The organism is Selenomonas sp. (assembly GCF_057272215.1).
Genome location: NZ_DBHIUY010000011.1, coordinates 1 through 15,782, shown reverse-complemented (window position 1 = coordinate 15,782; position 15,782 = coordinate 1). Strand labels below are relative to the sequence as shown.

Below are 15,782 nucleotides of genomic sequence, written 5' to 3'. Positions count from 1 at the left end.
ATGGCAAAATACACGAACACGAGGCCGGACTGGGTGCCGGAAAACGCGGACAAGAATTTTGCTACAAGCGTCATGAGCGGCATTGACGGCATCAAGGATCTGACGGTCGGCAATATCAATCCGGATTTGGATAAAGCCGGCTTTCGAAAAAACCGTATGATCCTTGGCGTGGATGACTATGTGAAGGGGGTTGCGGCAGGGGATCGGATGATCCTCTCCCGCGCCATCACGCTGATCGAAAGCAACAGCCCGCGCCACTTTCCAAAGGCGCAGCGGGTGCTGCAGGAGCTGCTTTCCCGCACGGGGAAGGCTCTGCGCATCGGCATCACGGGCGTTCCGGGAGCGGGCAAGAGTACGATGATCGAGGCGTTCGGCAACATGCTTTGCGATATGGGGCATCGCGTCGCGGTCTTGACGGTCGATCCGACGAGCTCGGTGACAAAAGGTTCCATCCTAGGCGATAAGACGCGCATGGGCACGCTTTCGCGCAGAGAAGAGGCGTTCATTCGCCCGTCTCCTGCCGGCGGCACTTTGGGCGGCGTCGCGAGGAAGAGCCGCGAGACGATGCTTCTTTGCGAGGCTGCCGGCTATGATGTCATTCTCATCGAAACGGTTGGTGTCGGACAGTCGGAAACGACGGTGCGCTCGATGGTTGACTTCTTCCTGCTCGTCGTTTTGACGGGCGCGGGAGACGAGCTGCAGGGCATCAAGAAAGGCATCATGGAGCTTGCTGACGCCATCGTCATCAACAAGGCTGACGGCGACAACCGCACGAAAGCGCAGGTCGCACGCGGCGAATACGAGCGCATGATCGAGTACATCCGCCCGGCGACGCGCGGCTGGCAGACACATGCGTATCTTGTTTCCGCTTTGGAAAAGACAGGTCTCAAGGAGCTATGGGATGTCATTCGCATCTTTGAGAATACGACGAAGGAAAACGGCGCTTTCCAAACGCGCCGCGAGGGGCAGCTGCTCGATTGGATGAACAGCATGATCGACGAGCATCTGCATAACCTATTCTTTGATGATCCAGTGATCTTAGGGCGTATGCCCGAGGTGCGCGAAGCCGTCCTCAAGGGAACGGTGTCGCCGTCGCAGGGGGTGGCAGAGCTCATCCATGTCTTTGACATCCATCGTGCTTCGGATCGCCATGTCGATCTTCTGCATCCGAGTGAGGAGGGATGATCCTTGTATACGAAACGGCTTTATGTCTCTGGCGGCAGCTTTTATGAGCTGCAGGAAGTTTTTGATCATGTACCCGGCGTCGTTGCGACGCGCACCGGCTATATCGATGCCCAGAGTGCGGAGCTGTCGTATGATGCAGTGAAAAGCGGCTGGGTAAAGGCGATCATGGGCTTGGAGATCGCTTATAATCCGAAAAAAACGGATATATCTCAGATCTTGGATATTCTCTTTGCCGTTGTGAATCCTTACGAAAAGGATGGACAGGGAGCGGCGAAAGGTCCGATGTACCAAAGCGGCGTTTACTATGTCGATGCAGAAGATGCACCGCTCATAGAGTATCACATGAATTTCATCATGAACCGCGGCAGACCGCCTGCTGCGACGGAAGCGAACGTGACGGTCAACGACCCGAATCATAACAAGAAGTTGACTCGCCGCTGCTATGCGAAGGCTGCGCCTTTGGTGAGCTTTCATCCGGCGGAGCCGGAACGGCAGCAGTACCTCGCTCGCCATCCGCATCGCAAGACGACGATTGATTTCAAGCGTCTGCGCGAACTTGGGATATTGCAATAGGGAGAAGTATGATCTAGGCTCCGACTGCACGTTTTGTGCGTCGGGGCTTAGATTTTATGAGGGTGTCTGCGCCTTTTGGGCTTGACTTCTCGAAGTTTCCTTGTACAATAAAAAGCATTGTAGTATGGAGGAGTGAATACGGTGGCGAAGGAGATGCGAAGCGGCTATACGACGGGAGCTTGTGCGGCGGCGGGGACGAAAGCGGCGCTCTTGTTTCTCGACGGAGAATACTGTGAAAAGGTGACGATTTTGGCACTGGACGGCACGCCGCTTCACATACCGATCAAAGAGGTCATTCGCACGCCGTCAGGTGCGCGCGCCGAGGTCGTGAAGTTCTCGGGCGATGATCCCGATATCACAAATGGCGTTTCCGTATTTACGGAAGTCGTCGTTCGCTCCGAGGGGAGCGGCGTTCATTTCCATGCGGGGCGCGGCATCGGCACGGTCACGAAACCCGGGCTTTCTGTCCCCCCGGGAGAGCCGTCGATCAATCCGGGACCGCGCCAACTGATTCGAAATGTCGTCGAGGAGATTCTCGGAAAGGACGGCGGTGTGGACGTCACAATCTCCATTCCGGCGGGCGAAGAGCTTGCAAAGCGCACGCTGAATCCTATTCTTGGCATCGTTGGCGGCATCTCTGTCATTGGTACGACGGGCGTCTTGCGCCCCATGTCGGAAGAAGGGTTCAAAAACTCTCTCGTGCCGCAGATGGATGTGGCTCTTGCGGCAGGCTTCGACACGCAGATCTTCGTGCCGGGCAAAATGGGGGAAAATGCAGCGGTACGCTTTGGCCTGCCGCGCGAAGCCGTCGTGCAGACGAGCAACTTCATCGGCTTCATGCTGGAGCGTGCGGCGGAAAGAAAGCTCAAACGGGTCTTGCTCTTCGGTCATATCGGCAAGCTCTCGAAGGTCGCGGCGGGCGTGTTTTACACGCACAACCGCATCGCCGACGGACGTTTGGAGGCGCTTGCTGCATACGCCGCGGCGGAGGGGCTGCCGCAAGAGGCGGTGCGTCGTATCCTTGCAGCGACGACGACGGAAGAAGCGCTGCCGCTTCTGACTGAATATGGTTTGGAGCGGGTTTATGAGATTCTTTGTACACGCGCATCGGCGCGTGCCGAGCGGTATGTATTTCAAGACATCCGCGTGGGCACGGCGATGACGACGCTCAAGGGAGAGCTTTTGGGCATGGATGAAACGGCAAGAGAGATAGGCAGGGATTTTCATTGGAACATCAAATCATAGTGGCGGGCATCGGTCCGGGACATCCCGACTTCGTGCTGCCGGCGGCACGCGCTGCGATCGAGAGTGCACAAGTGCTTGTCGGCGGCAGCCGTGCGCTGGAGGATTTCGCGCATTCGGGGCAGGAAACGATGACGATTCGCGGCGATATAGATGCGGTTCTTTCGTTCATCAAAGAGAAGATTCAAAAGACGCAGGTCGTCGTCATGGTTTCCGGTGATCCCGGCTATTATTCTCTGCTCGACGCCTTGCGGCGAGAGTTTTCTTTGCATACGCTCGTCGTCATCCCCGGCGTCAGTTCTTTGCAGATGGCATTTTCGCGGCTTGCTCTGCCTTGGCACGGGGCGCGTCTTGCCTCTTTCCACGGGCGCGTGCCGCAGGCGGCGGAGCTTGCCTATCAAGAGGGGGCGCTGCTCGGACTGTTGACCGATCGAGAGAATAACTCCCGCACGATTTCTGCGCAACTCATTGCGCTTGGCTGGCCGCCGGATGCAGAACTTCATATCTGCTCGCGTCTTTCTTATGAAGATGAGGCGATCGTTCATACGACCTTGGGAGAAGCTTCTTCTGCGCCGGAAATTTCTCATGGCGTTTTGGTGGTGAAAGCATGAATCATTTTTTAGGTATTGAAGATGGAGAATTTATTCGCGGCAAGGCTCCTATGACGAAGAAGGAGATCCGTATATTGACTTTGGCAGGAGCGAAGATTGGAAAAGCGGACATCGTCTGCGACATCGGCGCGGGGACGGGATCGCTTTCCGTTGAAGCGGCGCTTCTGGCGAAGGAGGGACATGTATACGCTGTGGAACGCAAGGAAGAAGCGGCGGCGCTCATTCGTCAAAATGCAGCAAAGTTCGGCGTCGAAAATCTCACGGTCATCGAGAGTGAAGCTCCGGCAGGCATGGAGCAGCTGCCGGCAAGGCTTGACACGGCGATTGTCGGCGGCACGGGCAGCCGCTTGGAAGAGATCCTTGATGTTCTTGACGCACGCTTGAAGCCCGGCGGCTCTATCGTCATCAACTGCATCACGGTGCAGACGCTTGCAGCTGCGCTCGCTTACATGCGCAAGAAGAGCGGCTATCTTTACGATACTGTCCAAGTGCAGGTCAATCGGCTGAAAAAGGTCGGTCCTTACGATATGGCGGAGGCGATTAACCCCGTCTACATCATTTCCTGCCATAAGGCAAATGTTTAACAGGAGGAAAATATGCAGGTATATATTGTCGGCGCGGGCGCAGGCGATCCCGAGCTTATCACGGTCAAAGGTCACAGGTTGCTGCAAACAGCCGATGTCATCATCTATGCGGGGTCGCTTGTCAATCCGGCGCTTTTGGACTTTGCCAAAGAGGGAGCGGAGATTCACGATTCCGCTTCCATGACGCTGCCCGAGGTCATTGAAACGATAGAAAAGGCTGTGGCGAAAGGACGCATGGTCGTGCGTCTCCATACGGGAGATCCGAGCATCTACGGCGCGATTCAAGAGCAGATGGATGCGCTTAAGAAGAAGGGGATTGATTTCGAGGTCGTGCCGGGCGTCAGCTCTTTCCTCGCGACGGCGGCTGCCTTGAAGCAGGAGTATACGCTTCCGGGCATCTCGCAGACGGTCATCATCACGCGCAACGAGGGGCGTACGCCCGTACCCGAACGGGAGAAACTGCGCTCGCTCGCCGCGCATCAGGCGACGATGTGCATTTTCCTCAGTATCACGATGCTCTCGGATGTTGTAGCGGAACTCATCGCCGGCGGTTACGCGCCCGCGACGCCGATCGCTATCGTGCAGCGCGCTTCGTGGCCGGAGCAGAAGATTGTACGCGCTACTTTGGAAACCATCGTGGCAGAAATCGCCGACAAGGGCATCGACCGCACGGCGATGATCGTCGTCAGCCGTTGCCTCGGTGCGGACTATGAGCTTTCGCGTCTCTACGCGCCGGAGTTCAGCCACATGTTTCGCGAAGCAAGCAAATGAGGTGCGCGGTTTTCACGGCGACGCCGCGCGGTACAAAGACGGCGCTTCGCGTTCGCGCATCGCTTGATGCAAGCGTCGATATTTTCGTCAAGGCGGGGCAGGATATGCCTGTTGATGCGCGTGTTTACGAGCGTCTTGCACCGCAGGTTGAGACGGCGTTTCATCAGTACGATGCGCTTGTTTTCATCATGGCGACGGGAATCGCCGTGCGTATGATTGCAGGCTCTTTGAAGAGCAAGCTCGAAGATCCGGCTGTCCTCGTGCTCGATGAAAAAGCACAGCACGTCGTCAGTCTGCTCTCGGGTCATATCGGCGGCGCGAATGAACTGACGCGCGAACTTGCGGCTTCGCTTGGCGCCGATCCCGTCATCACGACGGCGACGGATGTGCAGAAGAAGATCGCCGTCGATGTCGTCGCGGCGCGGCTTGCGCTGCGCCCCTCGCCGAAGGTGCAGATCAAGCGCTTCAACAGCGCCGCGCTTGCAGATGAGCCGATTCGCTATGTGATCGATGCGAATCTTGCGCGGGCGAGCTTTTATAAGAAGCGGCTTGACGATATGGGGTTGACGGCTGTATTCGCAGAAGATCTTTCGGACGGGCAAGAGACGTTGACCGCATTCCTTACATCTGAAGAGGGTGCGGCGCAGGAAAATATCATTTACCTCGTGCCGCGTCGCCTCGTCGCCGGTATCGGCTGTCGGCGCGGCACGGCAGCAGCGGAGATTCGCGCCGCGCTCGAAGCGGCGTTGACGAAGATCGGGCGCAGTCTGGCGGATGTATCGCTTCTTGCGAGTACAAAAGCAAAGGCGGATGAGGCAGGGCTTCTGGCTTTAGCCAAGGAGCTTCGCCGAGAAATCCGCTTCTATCCCCACGAGAAAATGCAGGAGACGATTGATGCCTACGGTTTGGATGAGTCTCCTTTTGTCAAAGAAAACATCGGCATCGGCAACGTTGCGGAGGCTGCGGCGCTTGGGAGCGTCCCAGCGGGACGGCTTGCCCTTGCCAAAACGAGATTTGAGAAAGTGACGGTGGCGCTTGTATGGCAAAAATAACAGTGGTGGGCATCGGTCCCGGCAGTTTGGAGGATATGACGCCGCGTGCGCGGCGGGCGATTGAGGAAGCGACGGTCGTCGCAGGCTATACGACGTATATCAAGCTCATCCAAGACCTCATCGGCGAGCGCGAGGTCATCGGCACGGGCATGATGCAGGAGATTGACCGCTGCCGCATGGCGGTGGAAACGGCGGCGAAGGGGAAAGATACCGTCGTCGTTTCGAGCGGCGATTCGGGTGTTTACGGCATGGCGGGGCTTGTCTTGGAGCTTCTCCTGCAGCGTGCGGCGGATGATCGCCCGACGTTCGGCGGCGTCGTTGCGGGCATCTCGGCGGTCAATGCGGCGGCTTCGATCTTGGGTGCGCCGCTCATGCACGATTTTGCCGTGATCAGTCTCAGCGATCTTCTGACGCCGTGGGAGCTGATCAAGAAGCGTGCCGAATCGGCTGCAGCAGCCGATTTCGTCGTCGCGCTCTACAATCCCAAGAGCAAGAAGCGCGTGCAGAACATCGAGGAGATTCGCGAGATTTTCCTGCGGCATCGCGCTGCCGATACGCCTGTCGGTATCGTCCATCATGCGGCGCGTGAGGAAGAAGGCAAGATCGTTTCGACCTTGCAGGACTTCACGAAAGAAAAGATTGATATGTTCTCCCTCGTCATCATCGGCAACAGCCGCAGCTATGTGAAGGAAGGCTACATGATCACGCCGCGGGGTTACGAAGTATGATCTTCGTGGCGGCGGGAACGCAGGACGGCAGGGAGCTTGCGGGCTTTTTGCTCGAAAAAGGGCAGCGTGTCACGGCGTCGGTCGTGAGCCGCTACGGTGAGGAGCTTTTGTCGCGCTATCCGGGCATCTGCATCAATGATCGTCCGTTGGATGAGGCGGCGCTGGCGGACTATTGCCGTGCGCATGGCATCGCCGTGTTCGTCGATGCGAGCCACCCGTATGCGGCGAACATCTCTGCAAATGCGATGAACGCCTGTCGTGCGTGCGGGATTCCGTATATTCGCTACGAAAGGCAGAGTGCGCCGCTCGCTTATACGAAAGCGCATTACGTCGCGGACTACGAGGAAGCGGCGAAGGTCGCAGCGTCTTTAGGCAAGCATGTTTTTCTCACGACGGGCAGCCATAACCTCAAAGCCTTTACAGAAGCGCCCGCCTTGCAGGACTGCGTGCTGACGGCGCGGGTTCTGCCCGATCCCAAGGTCGTCGAGGAGTGTACGGCGCTCGGATTGCGTCCGAGCCAGATCGTTGCGCTGCAGGGACCGTTTTCTGAAGTGTTGAACGAAGAACTTTACAAGAAGTACGAAGCCGATGTCGTCGTCACGAAGAACGGCGGCATGGTCGGCGGAGCCGATACGAAGTTCGCGGCGGCGATGAAGCTCGGTCTGCCGCTCGTCATCATCGAGCGGCCGCGCATCGCCTACGACAATATGGCGCAGACCTTTGCCGAGGTGCTGGAATTTATTGTGCAAAAGAGAAAAGATAAGTGAGGGTGCAGCATGGATTTTATCAAACAGCCGATGGAGATTGAAAACCGCAGCATGGAGATCATCGCGCCGTATCTGGCGGAATACAGCCTTTCCGAAGAGGAAGTCAAGGTGTATTCACGCATGATTCATGCGTCGGGCGATGTGGAATATGCGAAGGTCATTCGCATTCATCCGCAGGCGATTGAAGCGATGCGGCAGGCGTTCAAGCAGGGAGCGCATATCTATACCGATGTCGAGATGGTGCGCACGGGCATCAATAAGAAGAAGCTCGCTTCTTTCGGCGGCGAGGTGCATTGTCTTGTCGCGGACGAGAAGATCGCCGCTGAGGCGAAAGCGCAGGGAATCACGCGCTCGATGGCGGCGATGCGCTCGTTCGGCAAGGCGCTCGACGGTGCGGTCATCGCGATCGGCAACGCGCCGACGGCGCTTTTTGAGGTGCTTCGCATGGTGGAAGAAGAGGGCATTCGTCCGGCGGCTGTCGTCGGCATTCCCGTCGGCTTCGTCGGCGCGGCGGATTCTAAGGAGCTTTTGGCGAAAAACGACAAGGTGCCGTATGTCACGGTGGAAGGCACGAAGGGCGGCAGTCCGATCGCCGCATCCGTCGTCAATGCCGTCATGTATCTCATAGACAACACGCGCTGAGGAGAAATCGCTATGCAAGAGAGGATTCCGCGCCTTGTCATCGCCGCGACGCAGAGCGGCTCGGGCAAGACGACGCTCGTGACGGGCATTCTTGCCGCGCTTCGGGCAGAGGGGGTGCGCGTGCAGTCGTACAAGGTCGGTCCCGACTATATCGATCCCGGCTATCATGCGCTAGCGAGCGGTCTGCCCGCGCACAATCTCGATACATGGCTGATGTCGCCCGAACGGCTTAAGGCGATTTTTGCACGCACGGCGAAGGGCGCCGATCTCGCTTTGATCGAGGGTGTCATGGGGCTGTACGACGGCGGCAGAAAAGGCGTGAGCTCCACGGCGGAAATCGCCAAGCTGCTGGATGCGCCCGTGCTGCTCGTCGTCGATGCCAAGTCGATGGGGGCGTCGGCGGCGGCGATTGCGCTCGGTTTTCAACGCTACGATCCCGAGGTCAAGCTCGCAGGCGTGCTCTTGAATCGCTTGGGGTCGGATACGCATGAGGCGATGATCCGCGAGGCGATGGCGAAGATCGACATGCCCGTATTCGGGGCGATGCGCCGCGACGATTCACTGAAGATGCCGGAGCGTCATTTGGGTCTTTTGCCGGCGGAGGAGAATGAGGAGCGCGATGTCGTAACAAAAATGGGCGAGATGGCGGCGCGGTCGGTCGATCTTGCCGCCATCCGAAGGCTTGCGTCTGATGCGTCGCCGCTTTTCTTGCCGGAGGATCTGCTGCTGGCAAGGAGAGCGGACGCTGCGCCGCAGCAGACCAAGGTGCGCCTTGCCGTTGCCCGCGATGAAGCCTTTTCTTTTTACTATCCCGAGAGCCTTGAAGTATTGGAAGCCTTCGGCGCGGAGCTTGTTTTTTTCAGTCCGCTGCACGATACGGCTCTCCCGGAAACGGACGGTGTCATTTTGGGCGGCGGCTTTCCCGAGATGTTCGCTGAAAAATTAACGGCGAATGTGTCGATGCGCCGTTCGCTTTCTGCGGCGGCAGCGGCAGGTCTTCCCATCTATGCGGAATGCGGCGGTTATATGTATCTGATGGAAAAGCTCGTGGATTTTGCGGGCAAAGAACATGCGATGGCGGGCATCGTTCCTGCCGCCGTGCAGATGAGCCGCAAGCTGCAAATGGTCGGCTACGTCGAGGCGGAGCTTTGCCGTGATACGATTCTCGGATCGCGCGGCAGGAAGCTGCACGGGCATGAGTTCCATTTTTCGGCGGAACTGCCGCAGGAAGGCGCGGAAGCGTCGCGAGCCTTTTTGTTCACGCGCATGAGAAACGGTGCGCGTTATACGGCAGGCTATGCGAAAGGCGCAGTTCTCGGCTCGTATCTGCACCTGCACTTCGCCGGCTGCCCCGAGGCGGCGAAGGCGTTCGTCGAGGCTTGCCGAACGAGCAGGGAGAGGAGGAAGCCGCATGGGTAAGATCGTTCTCGTCACGGGCGGCGCGAGAAGCGGCAAGAGCCGTTTCGCCGAACAGTATGCGGCGCGCTTTGGAAAGCATGTCGCCTACATCGCGACGGCGGGCGTTTACGATGAGGAGATGGCATTTCGCGTGAAGCTGCACCGCAAGCGCCGCCCTGCGGACTGGCATACATGGGAGGCGCCCGAGGACGCGCACCTTGCCATTGAAGCGGCGGGCGAGGCGCACGATATGATCCTGTTTGATTGTTTGACGCTCTATATCAGCAATCTGCTATGCGCCTTGGAGAGCGTTCGTGATTCTGCGGCGAACTATGAACTCATCCGCGAGAAAATCGGATCTTTGCTGGAAGCGGCGAAGAAGCAGGCGGGAACGACGATCTTCGTGACGAACGAGGTCGGCGCGGGCATCGTGCCAGAGAACCATCTTGCGCGTGAATATCGCGACATCACAGGGATCGCCAATCAGCTGACGGCGCGTGCCGCCGATGAGGTGTACGTCGTTTCCTGCGGCATCGCCGTCGATTTCAAAAAGCTCGCCGTACCGTGGCAAAACAGCGACTTGGCGTAGCGGAATATGGACAGGAGGAATGGCTTTTGGCGAACTACATCATGATGATGGGGACGAGCTCGCATGTCGGAAAGAGTATCCTGACGACGGCGCTCTGCCGCATCTTTCGGCAGGAGGGGCGGCGCGTCGTTCCCTTCAAGGCGCAGAATATGGCGCTCAACTCCTATGTCACGAAAGACGGCTTGGAGATGGGGCGTGCGCAGGTCGCGCAGGCGGAAGCCGCAGGACTGGAGCCGTTCGTTGACATGAATCCTGTCTTGCTGAAACCGACGGGCAATTCCTGCTCACAGGTCGTCCTCATGGGCAAGCCCATCGGCAATATGACGGCGAAGGAATATCACCAAGGCTATTCGCTCCAAGCGTTCGGCGCGGTCAAAGATGCGTTGGCGCGTCTTGATGCGGCGTATGAAACCGTCGTCATCGAGGGCGCGGGCAGCCCTGCCGAAGTCAATCTCAAGGCGAACGACATCGTCAACATGCGCGTGGCGAAGTATCTGAATGCGCCCGTTCTCCTCATCGCCGATGTCGATCGCGGCGGTGCGCTCGCTTCGCTCGTCGGCACGTTGGAGCTTTTGGAAGAGGATGAGCGGGCGCTTGTCAAGGGGCTTGTCGTCAACAAGTTTCGTGGGGACATTTCTCTTTTTACGCCTGCCGTTGAATTCTTGGAGAAAAAGACGGGCAAGCCTGTACTCGGCGTCATTCCGCATATCGAGGAAATGGGGATCGACGATGAGGATTCCGTATCCTTGGAAGATAAAGCGGAAAAGGCGGCGGATCGGGAGCTTCATCTCGCCGTCATTCGCACGCCGAAGATTTCCAACTTCACGGACTTCGACAGCTTGGAGAGCGAGCCTGATGTTGCGCTCTGCTATGTCCATGATGCCGACGCTCTGGACGCGCCCGATCTGATTCTTTTACCGGGCAGCAAAAACACGTCGGAAGATATGCGCTGGCTGGAAACATCGGGGCTTGCCGCCAAGATTCGCACGGCGCACGAGAAGGGCGCGGCTGTCATCGGGATATGCGGCGGCTACCAGATGCTCGGGGAAAAGATCCTCGACCCGCAGCATACGGAATCCTCGTTTGACAGCACAGAGGGGCTGGGGCTTCTCGGCTTGCAGACGACGTTTCATGAAGATAAGCTGACCGCGCAGGTTACAGCTTCCGTGCAAGATCTGTCGTTTCTCGGTCAGACGATTTCCGCCGAGGGGATCAAGGGCTATGAAATCCACATGGGAACGACGGAATTTCTGCGCGACAGAGAAACGCACCCTTTCCGCATACAAGAGCGGCGCGGCGAATCCTGTGATGCTGTGGAAGGCACGGTGAATGAAGCCGGAAGCGTATTCGGCACCTATATTCATGGTGTTTTTGATCATGACGGGCTGCGCCGCGCTCTGCTCAATGCTCTGCGCGAGAGGAAGGGGCTTGCGCCGCTGGCTGTCACGCGCAATCGCTATCGTGAGAAGGAGGAGAGCTACGACCGTCTTGCCGCCGTCGTGCGCGAGCATCTCGATCTGGAGAAGCTCCGAGAGATCATGGGGGAGAAAGCAAGATGCTGACGGCTGTTCTTGCTTTTTTCTTCGACTGTATCGTTGGCGATCCGCGTTCGCGCTTCCATCCCGTCGTGTTGATCGGCAATCTCATCGCTTGGTTGGAGCATTGTTTTTATCATCCCGAGGATACGAACGAGAAAAAGCTGCTTCTCGGCGGCTTGCTCACGCTCATTGTACTCGTCGTCTGCTACGAAGTCGCCTGGTGTATGCTGCGGCTGTTTGCGCTGATTCCCCTGCCGCATGTGGGCATGGCGCTCGAAGCCTTGCTGCTCGCTTTGATGATTTCGCCCAAGAGCCTTGCAGCGGCAGGCATGGAGATCCGTGCGCTCTTAAAGGACGGCGATCTTCCGGAAGCGCGCAGGAAGGTCGGCTGGATCGTCGGGCGCGACACGGACAGGCTCAGTGCGCCGGAGGTGTCACGCGCCGCGATTGAAACCGTGGCGGAAAATACGGTTGACGGCATTCTTGCGCCGCTGTTTTTCTATCTGCTCGGCGGATTGCCGTTTGCCGTGCTCTATCGCGCGGCGAATACGATGGATTCGATGCTCGGCTACAAGAACGCGAAGTATCTGTACTTCGGCAGAGTGGCGGCGCGTCTTGACGATGTGCTCAACTATGTGCCTGCAAGGCTTGCAGGCATCTTGTTCGTGCTCGCCGCCTTTTTGCTGCGCTTCGACGGGCGCAGGGCGTGGCGTATGCTGCGCCGCGATGCGGCAAAGCACCCGAGTCCGAACGGCGGACACGCCGAAGCGCCCACCGCAGGTGCGCTCGGCATCCGTTTGGGCGGCAACAACTACTACCTCGGCGAAGCGCATTTTCGTGCGTACATGGGGGAAGCGACGCGCGATATTGAAGCTGACGACATACAGAAAACCGTGCGGCTCATGTATACGGTCACGATTCTCTTTCTGCTCTTCGCCTATGGGGGATTCCTGCTTTGGCAGCAGCGGGCGATGTTTTTTTAGGGAAACGCTGATAAAATGAAGTTGCCCAGATTTGCACAGATGCGCTGTGCCTATAGCGGTCAACGTCAGCCAATCATGCGGCGCGCTTCGCGCTTGCATTCTTGGGACGTTTTCGCATACGAGCCGTTGCCCAATCGCCTGCGTCCTTCGGACTTGCCTCTTGGACGCCTCAGTAAGGAGACAAACCGCAGGCGTAGCAGAGCTACGTCGAGGATTTGTCGACGACGAGAGGACAGCGTAGATGTGTGAAGATGGGCGGCTGAATTTATCAGTGGTTCCTTAGGTAAGAATCGAAGCGGACGGGGGCGGTTTTTTGCGTGCATTTTTTATTGGATTGCAGTTTCTCACACGCATTTCCATCGTGGAGCAAAAGGACTGGTGCGAGAAAGATTTTGCCGACAGCGTGCGTTATTTTCCGCTGATCGGCTTGGTGCTTGGCGTCATCTATGCCGCAGCCGCCGCGCTTCTTCTGCGCGTTTTGCCGCAGACAGGTTTTTTGCTGCTGCCGCCGCATGTCATAGCGGCGGTTTTGCTGATGCTGCCGATCTTACTGACGGGCGGACTTCATTGCGACGGCTTTATGGACACGATGGACGGGCTTTTTTCGGGGCGTTCGCGTGAGCGCATGTTGGAGATCATGAAGGACAGCCGCGTGGGAGCGAACGGCGTCGTCGCGTTCGTTCTCCTGATGATTCTCAACTGGTCGATTCTGCTCGATCTCCTGCAAAGTTCTTGGATTTTTCCAGCTTTGTTCGTCATGCCTGTGATGGCGCGATTGATGATGGTCGTGGCTATCGTCTCGTTTCCTTACGCACGTCCGGAAGGCATGGGCAGGGCGTTCAAGGACGGCGGCACGAAGCCTGTGCTATGTGCTGCTCTTTTTTATACGCTCCTGCTTTTGCTCTTGACCGGAATGTTTTTTGAGTTCCTTGGCGAGCCTTTTGCTGTGGGGGCAGGATTCTTTTCTGCATGGCTTCCTGCCATAGCGGCGGTTTTTTGCATGGCGTTCTTTTTCACTATCTCGTTTGCAAGCTATGCGACGCGCTGTCTCGGCGGTTTGACAGGAGATGTCTACGGTGCGATTACGACGCTGACGGAAGCGATCGTGCTTTTTTCTTTTTTGTTGATTTCCCCATTTTTTTGTTGATGATGCTTTCTTTTTGGTGTGATTGCAGGAAGAAGGAAGAGCGCTGTAGAATGGGAAATGACGAAGAAGTGTTTGCTTAAAGGAGCGCTTCTCTTTGAAAAGGGGGGGGAGATTCTGCGAAAGTATGATCATGGCGGCAATATTTACGAAGATTGTCCGACAGGAAAAGCATGGCTTGATTTTAGTGCAAATATCAATCCGTTAGGGCTTTCGCCTCGCGTGCGTGATGTCATTCTCGCTCATGTCGATGCCGTCGTCAACTATCCTGACCCCGAGGCGCGAGGATTGCGCGAGGCGATTGCTTCAGCTTATGGCGTGCATGAAGAGAAAATCGTGCTCGGCAACGGTGCGGCGGAGCTTTTTTATTGCTTTTTTTATACGATGCGCCCCAAGCAGGTTCTTTTGCCTGTGCCGTCCTTCAGCGAGTATGAGAGGGCGGCGCGAGCCGCAGGCGCAGAAATTCGATATATTCCGCTGGCGAAAGAACAGGGATTTGCTTTTGATCTGAAATCAGCGGCGGAGCGGCTGGATGATGCGGATGCTATTGTGCTTTGCAGTCCGAACAATCCAACCGGCCGCTTGTTGAAACGTCAGGAACTCTGTGCGTTTCTTGAAGAGACGGAGAGTCGTGGCGTCTGGGTCGTCATGGACGAATCCTTCTTAGACTTTCGCGAAGATCGCGAGGAATATACCGTGCGTCGTCTTGTGAAGAGATACCCGCATCTTTTTGTCGTACAGTCCATGACGAAATTCTTTGCTTTGCCCGGACTGCGCTTGGGGTTTGGAATCATTGAGCCGAAAATGTGCCGACGCTTGGAAGCTGGCAAGGATGTATGGAATGTAAACTTTCTTGCCCAAATGGCAGGAATTGCTGCGCTTTCTGATCAAGAATATCAAGAAGAGACGCGCGCTTTCATTCGAGAAGAAAAGGGGTTCCTTGCCTCAGAACTCGCTAAATTTTCGGGTGTGGAGGTTTTTGCGCCTTCGGTGAATTTCATTTTTTTTCGCTTGCAGCAGGGAACCTCTTTTTTGCAGCGAATTCTTTCAGCATTGCGTAAGCGGGGAATTTTGCTGCGTGATTGCAGTAACTATTCCGGCTTGGATGGGGCGTACTTGCGTACAGCAGTACGTTCTCGTGCCGAGAATGAACAACTGCTCGGAGAAATGCAGAAGGTGTGGAAGGAGTGCGGAGCAGTATGACAAAGATTTATCTCGTTCGTCATGGCTTGACCGAATGGAATGTCGGCGGCCGCTTTCAAGGTCATTCCGACGTCGGACTTGCTGAGATGGGCATGAAACAAGCGAAATGTCTTGCCGAGCACTTCCCGGCGAAAAAGATTGATGCGATCTATTCGAGTGATTTGCAGCGTGCCGTTTCGACGGCAGGATTTATTGCCGAGCGTTTTGGCTGCGAAGTGACAAAAACGGAAAATCTACGAGAAATGAATTTCGGTGCATGGGAAGGGTTGACTTTTGAGCAAATTACCGCTCGCTGGCCCGAAGCTGAAAAACAAATCTTTTTTGCACCGGATGATCTTACCCCACCGGGAGGAGAAACCTTTCAAGATGTGGAGCAACGGGCTTCGCGTGAATTGGAGAAAATTGCTGCCGCGCATGAAGGACAGCATGTCGTCCTCGTGGCGCACGGCGCTTTCCTGCGTACGGTTCTTACCTACGCGCTGCATATACCACTGCGCTACGTCTGGCGCATCCGACAGGGAAATACGGCGGTCAGCCGCCTCACGCATGGCGGGCATCATTTCACTGTCGATTATGTGAACAATGTTGCACACTTGGAACATCTTGAAAAGATATGACATTCGTTATAAACTTTCAAAAAAGCGCTTGACAATCCCTCGGTCGTGAGGTAAGATAATCAAGTCGCTTGTGAAAAACGAGCGGCAAGCAGCCGAAATGATTCGGCGGTGTTCCTTGAAAACTAAACAATGCAGAAATGAATCATCTATATGAT

At 56.6% G+C, this 15,782-nt stretch carries 17 protein-coding genes; all 17 read left to right on the top strand.

Going from position 1 to position 15,782, the window contains the following annotated elements; all coding sequences use genetic code 11:
* The 17 genes from meaB (at nucleotide 1) to ACO5Z0_RS09840 (ending at nucleotide 15,627) form a co-directional block, all read left to right on the top strand.
* A complete protein-coding gene (meaB, locus tag ACO5Z0_RS09920; protein ID WP_442673244.1) occupies nucleotides 1-1,185 on the top strand; it encodes a methylmalonyl Co-A mutase-associated GTPase MeaB in 1,185 nt (394 codons plus the stop codon).
* A 3-nt stretch (nucleotides 1,186-1,188) separates the two neighbouring features.
* The gene (locus ACO5Z0_RS09915) at nucleotides 1,189-1,758 is read left to right on the top strand and encodes a peptide-methionine (S)-S-oxide reductase (protein WP_485650175.1); all 570 of its coding nucleotides are present in this window, start codon (nucleotides 1,189-1,191) and stop codon (nucleotides 1,756-1,758) included.
* 141 nt (nucleotides 1,759-1,899) lie between these two features.
* Nucleotides 1,900-3,003, top strand: a complete 1,104-nt coding sequence (gene cbiD, locus ACO5Z0_RS09910; protein WP_485650174.1) for a cobalt-precorrin-5B (C(1))-methyltransferase CbiD — start codon at nucleotides 1,900-1,902, stop codon at nucleotides 3,001-3,003.
* Nucleotides 2,985-3,611, top strand: a complete 627-nt coding sequence (cbiE, locus tag ACO5Z0_RS09905) for a precorrin-6y C5,15-methyltransferase (decarboxylating) subunit CbiE (protein ID WP_442673241.1) — start codon at nucleotides 2,985-2,987, stop codon at nucleotides 3,609-3,611. The genes cbiD and cbiE overlap by 19 nt, the downstream gene beginning before the upstream one ends.
* Nucleotides 3,608-4,195 carry a precorrin-6Y C5,15-methyltransferase (decarboxylating) subunit CbiT gene (gene cbiT / locus ACO5Z0_RS09900; protein WP_485650173.1) on the top strand — a complete coding sequence of 196 codons (588 nt, stop codon included), beginning with the start codon at nucleotides 3,608-3,610 and terminating at the stop codon, nucleotides 4,193-4,195. Before cbiE ends, cbiT begins: the two co-directional genes overlap by 4 nt.
* Before the next feature lie 12 nt (nucleotides 4,196-4,207).
* A complete protein-coding gene (gene cobM, locus ACO5Z0_RS09895; protein WP_485650172.1) occupies nucleotides 4,208-4,966 on the top strand; it encodes a precorrin-4 C(11)-methyltransferase in 759 nt (252 codons plus the stop codon).
* Nucleotides 4,963-6,018, top strand: a complete 1,056-nt coding sequence (locus tag ACO5Z0_RS09890) for a cobalt-precorrin 5A hydrolase (RefSeq protein ID WP_485650171.1) — start codon at nucleotides 4,963-4,965, stop codon at nucleotides 6,016-6,018. The genes cobM and ACO5Z0_RS09890 overlap by 4 nt, the downstream gene beginning before the upstream one ends.
* Complete coding sequence (gene cobJ, locus ACO5Z0_RS09885; RefSeq protein ID WP_485650170.1) at nucleotides 6,006-6,746, top strand: precorrin-3B C(17)-methyltransferase; 741 nt, start codon at nucleotides 6,006-6,008, stop codon at nucleotides 6,744-6,746. Before ACO5Z0_RS09890 ends, cobJ begins: the two co-directional genes overlap by 13 nt.
* On the top strand, nucleotides 6,743-7,513 hold the full coding sequence (cobK, locus tag ACO5Z0_RS09880) for a precorrin-6A reductase (RefSeq protein ID WP_485650169.1): 771 nt from the start codon (nucleotides 6,743-6,745) through the stop codon (nucleotides 7,511-7,513). The genes cobJ and cobK overlap by 4 nt, the downstream gene beginning before the upstream one ends.
* A gap of 9 nt (nucleotides 7,514-7,522) precedes the next feature.
* Nucleotides 7,523-8,155, top strand: coding sequence for a precorrin-8X methylmutase (locus ACO5Z0_RS09875; protein ID WP_442673235.1), 633 nt, complete (start codon nucleotides 7,523-7,525; stop codon nucleotides 8,153-8,155).
* Nucleotides 8,156-8,167: 12 nt separating this feature from the next.
* A complete protein-coding gene (locus tag ACO5Z0_RS09870; protein ID WP_485650168.1) occupies nucleotides 8,168-9,574 on the top strand; it encodes a cobyrinic acid a,c-diamide synthase CobB in 1,407 nt (468 codons plus the stop codon).
* Nucleotides 9,567-10,142 (top strand): bifunctional adenosylcobinamide kinase/adenosylcobinamide-phosphate guanylyltransferase, encoded by a 576-nt coding sequence (cobU, locus tag ACO5Z0_RS09865; protein WP_442673233.1) that lies wholly within the window; start codon nucleotides 9,567-9,569, stop codon nucleotides 10,140-10,142. Before ACO5Z0_RS09870 ends, cobU begins: the two co-directional genes overlap by 8 nt.
* A gap of 26 nt (nucleotides 10,143-10,168) precedes the next feature.
* Nucleotides 10,169-11,704 (top strand): cobyric acid synthase, encoded by a 1,536-nt coding sequence (locus ACO5Z0_RS09860; protein WP_485650227.1) that lies wholly within the window; start codon nucleotides 10,169-10,171, stop codon nucleotides 11,702-11,704.
* Nucleotides 11,698-12,663, top strand: coding sequence for an adenosylcobinamide-phosphate synthase CbiB (gene cbiB / locus ACO5Z0_RS09855; RefSeq protein WP_485650167.1), 966 nt, complete (start codon nucleotides 11,698-11,700; stop codon nucleotides 12,661-12,663). The genes ACO5Z0_RS09860 and cbiB overlap by 7 nt, the downstream gene beginning before the upstream one ends.
* 313 nt (nucleotides 12,664-12,976) lie before the next feature.
* The gene (gene cobS / locus ACO5Z0_RS09850) at nucleotides 12,977-13,810 is read left to right on the top strand and encodes an adenosylcobinamide-GDP ribazoletransferase (RefSeq protein ID WP_485650166.1); all 834 of its coding nucleotides are present in this window, start codon (nucleotides 12,977-12,979) and stop codon (nucleotides 13,808-13,810) included.
* Nucleotides 13,811-13,867: 57 nt separating this feature from the next.
* Nucleotides 13,868-15,010, top strand: a complete 1,143-nt coding sequence (gene cobD / locus ACO5Z0_RS09845; protein ID WP_485650165.1) for a threonine-phosphate decarboxylase CobD — start codon at nucleotides 13,868-13,870, stop codon at nucleotides 15,008-15,010.
* On the top strand, nucleotides 15,007-15,627 hold the full coding sequence (locus ACO5Z0_RS09840; RefSeq protein WP_485650164.1) for a histidine phosphatase family protein: 621 nt from the start codon (nucleotides 15,007-15,009) through the stop codon (nucleotides 15,625-15,627). The genes cobD and ACO5Z0_RS09840 overlap by 4 nt, the downstream gene beginning before the upstream one ends.
* Nucleotides 15,628-15,782: the final 155 nt, after the last annotated feature.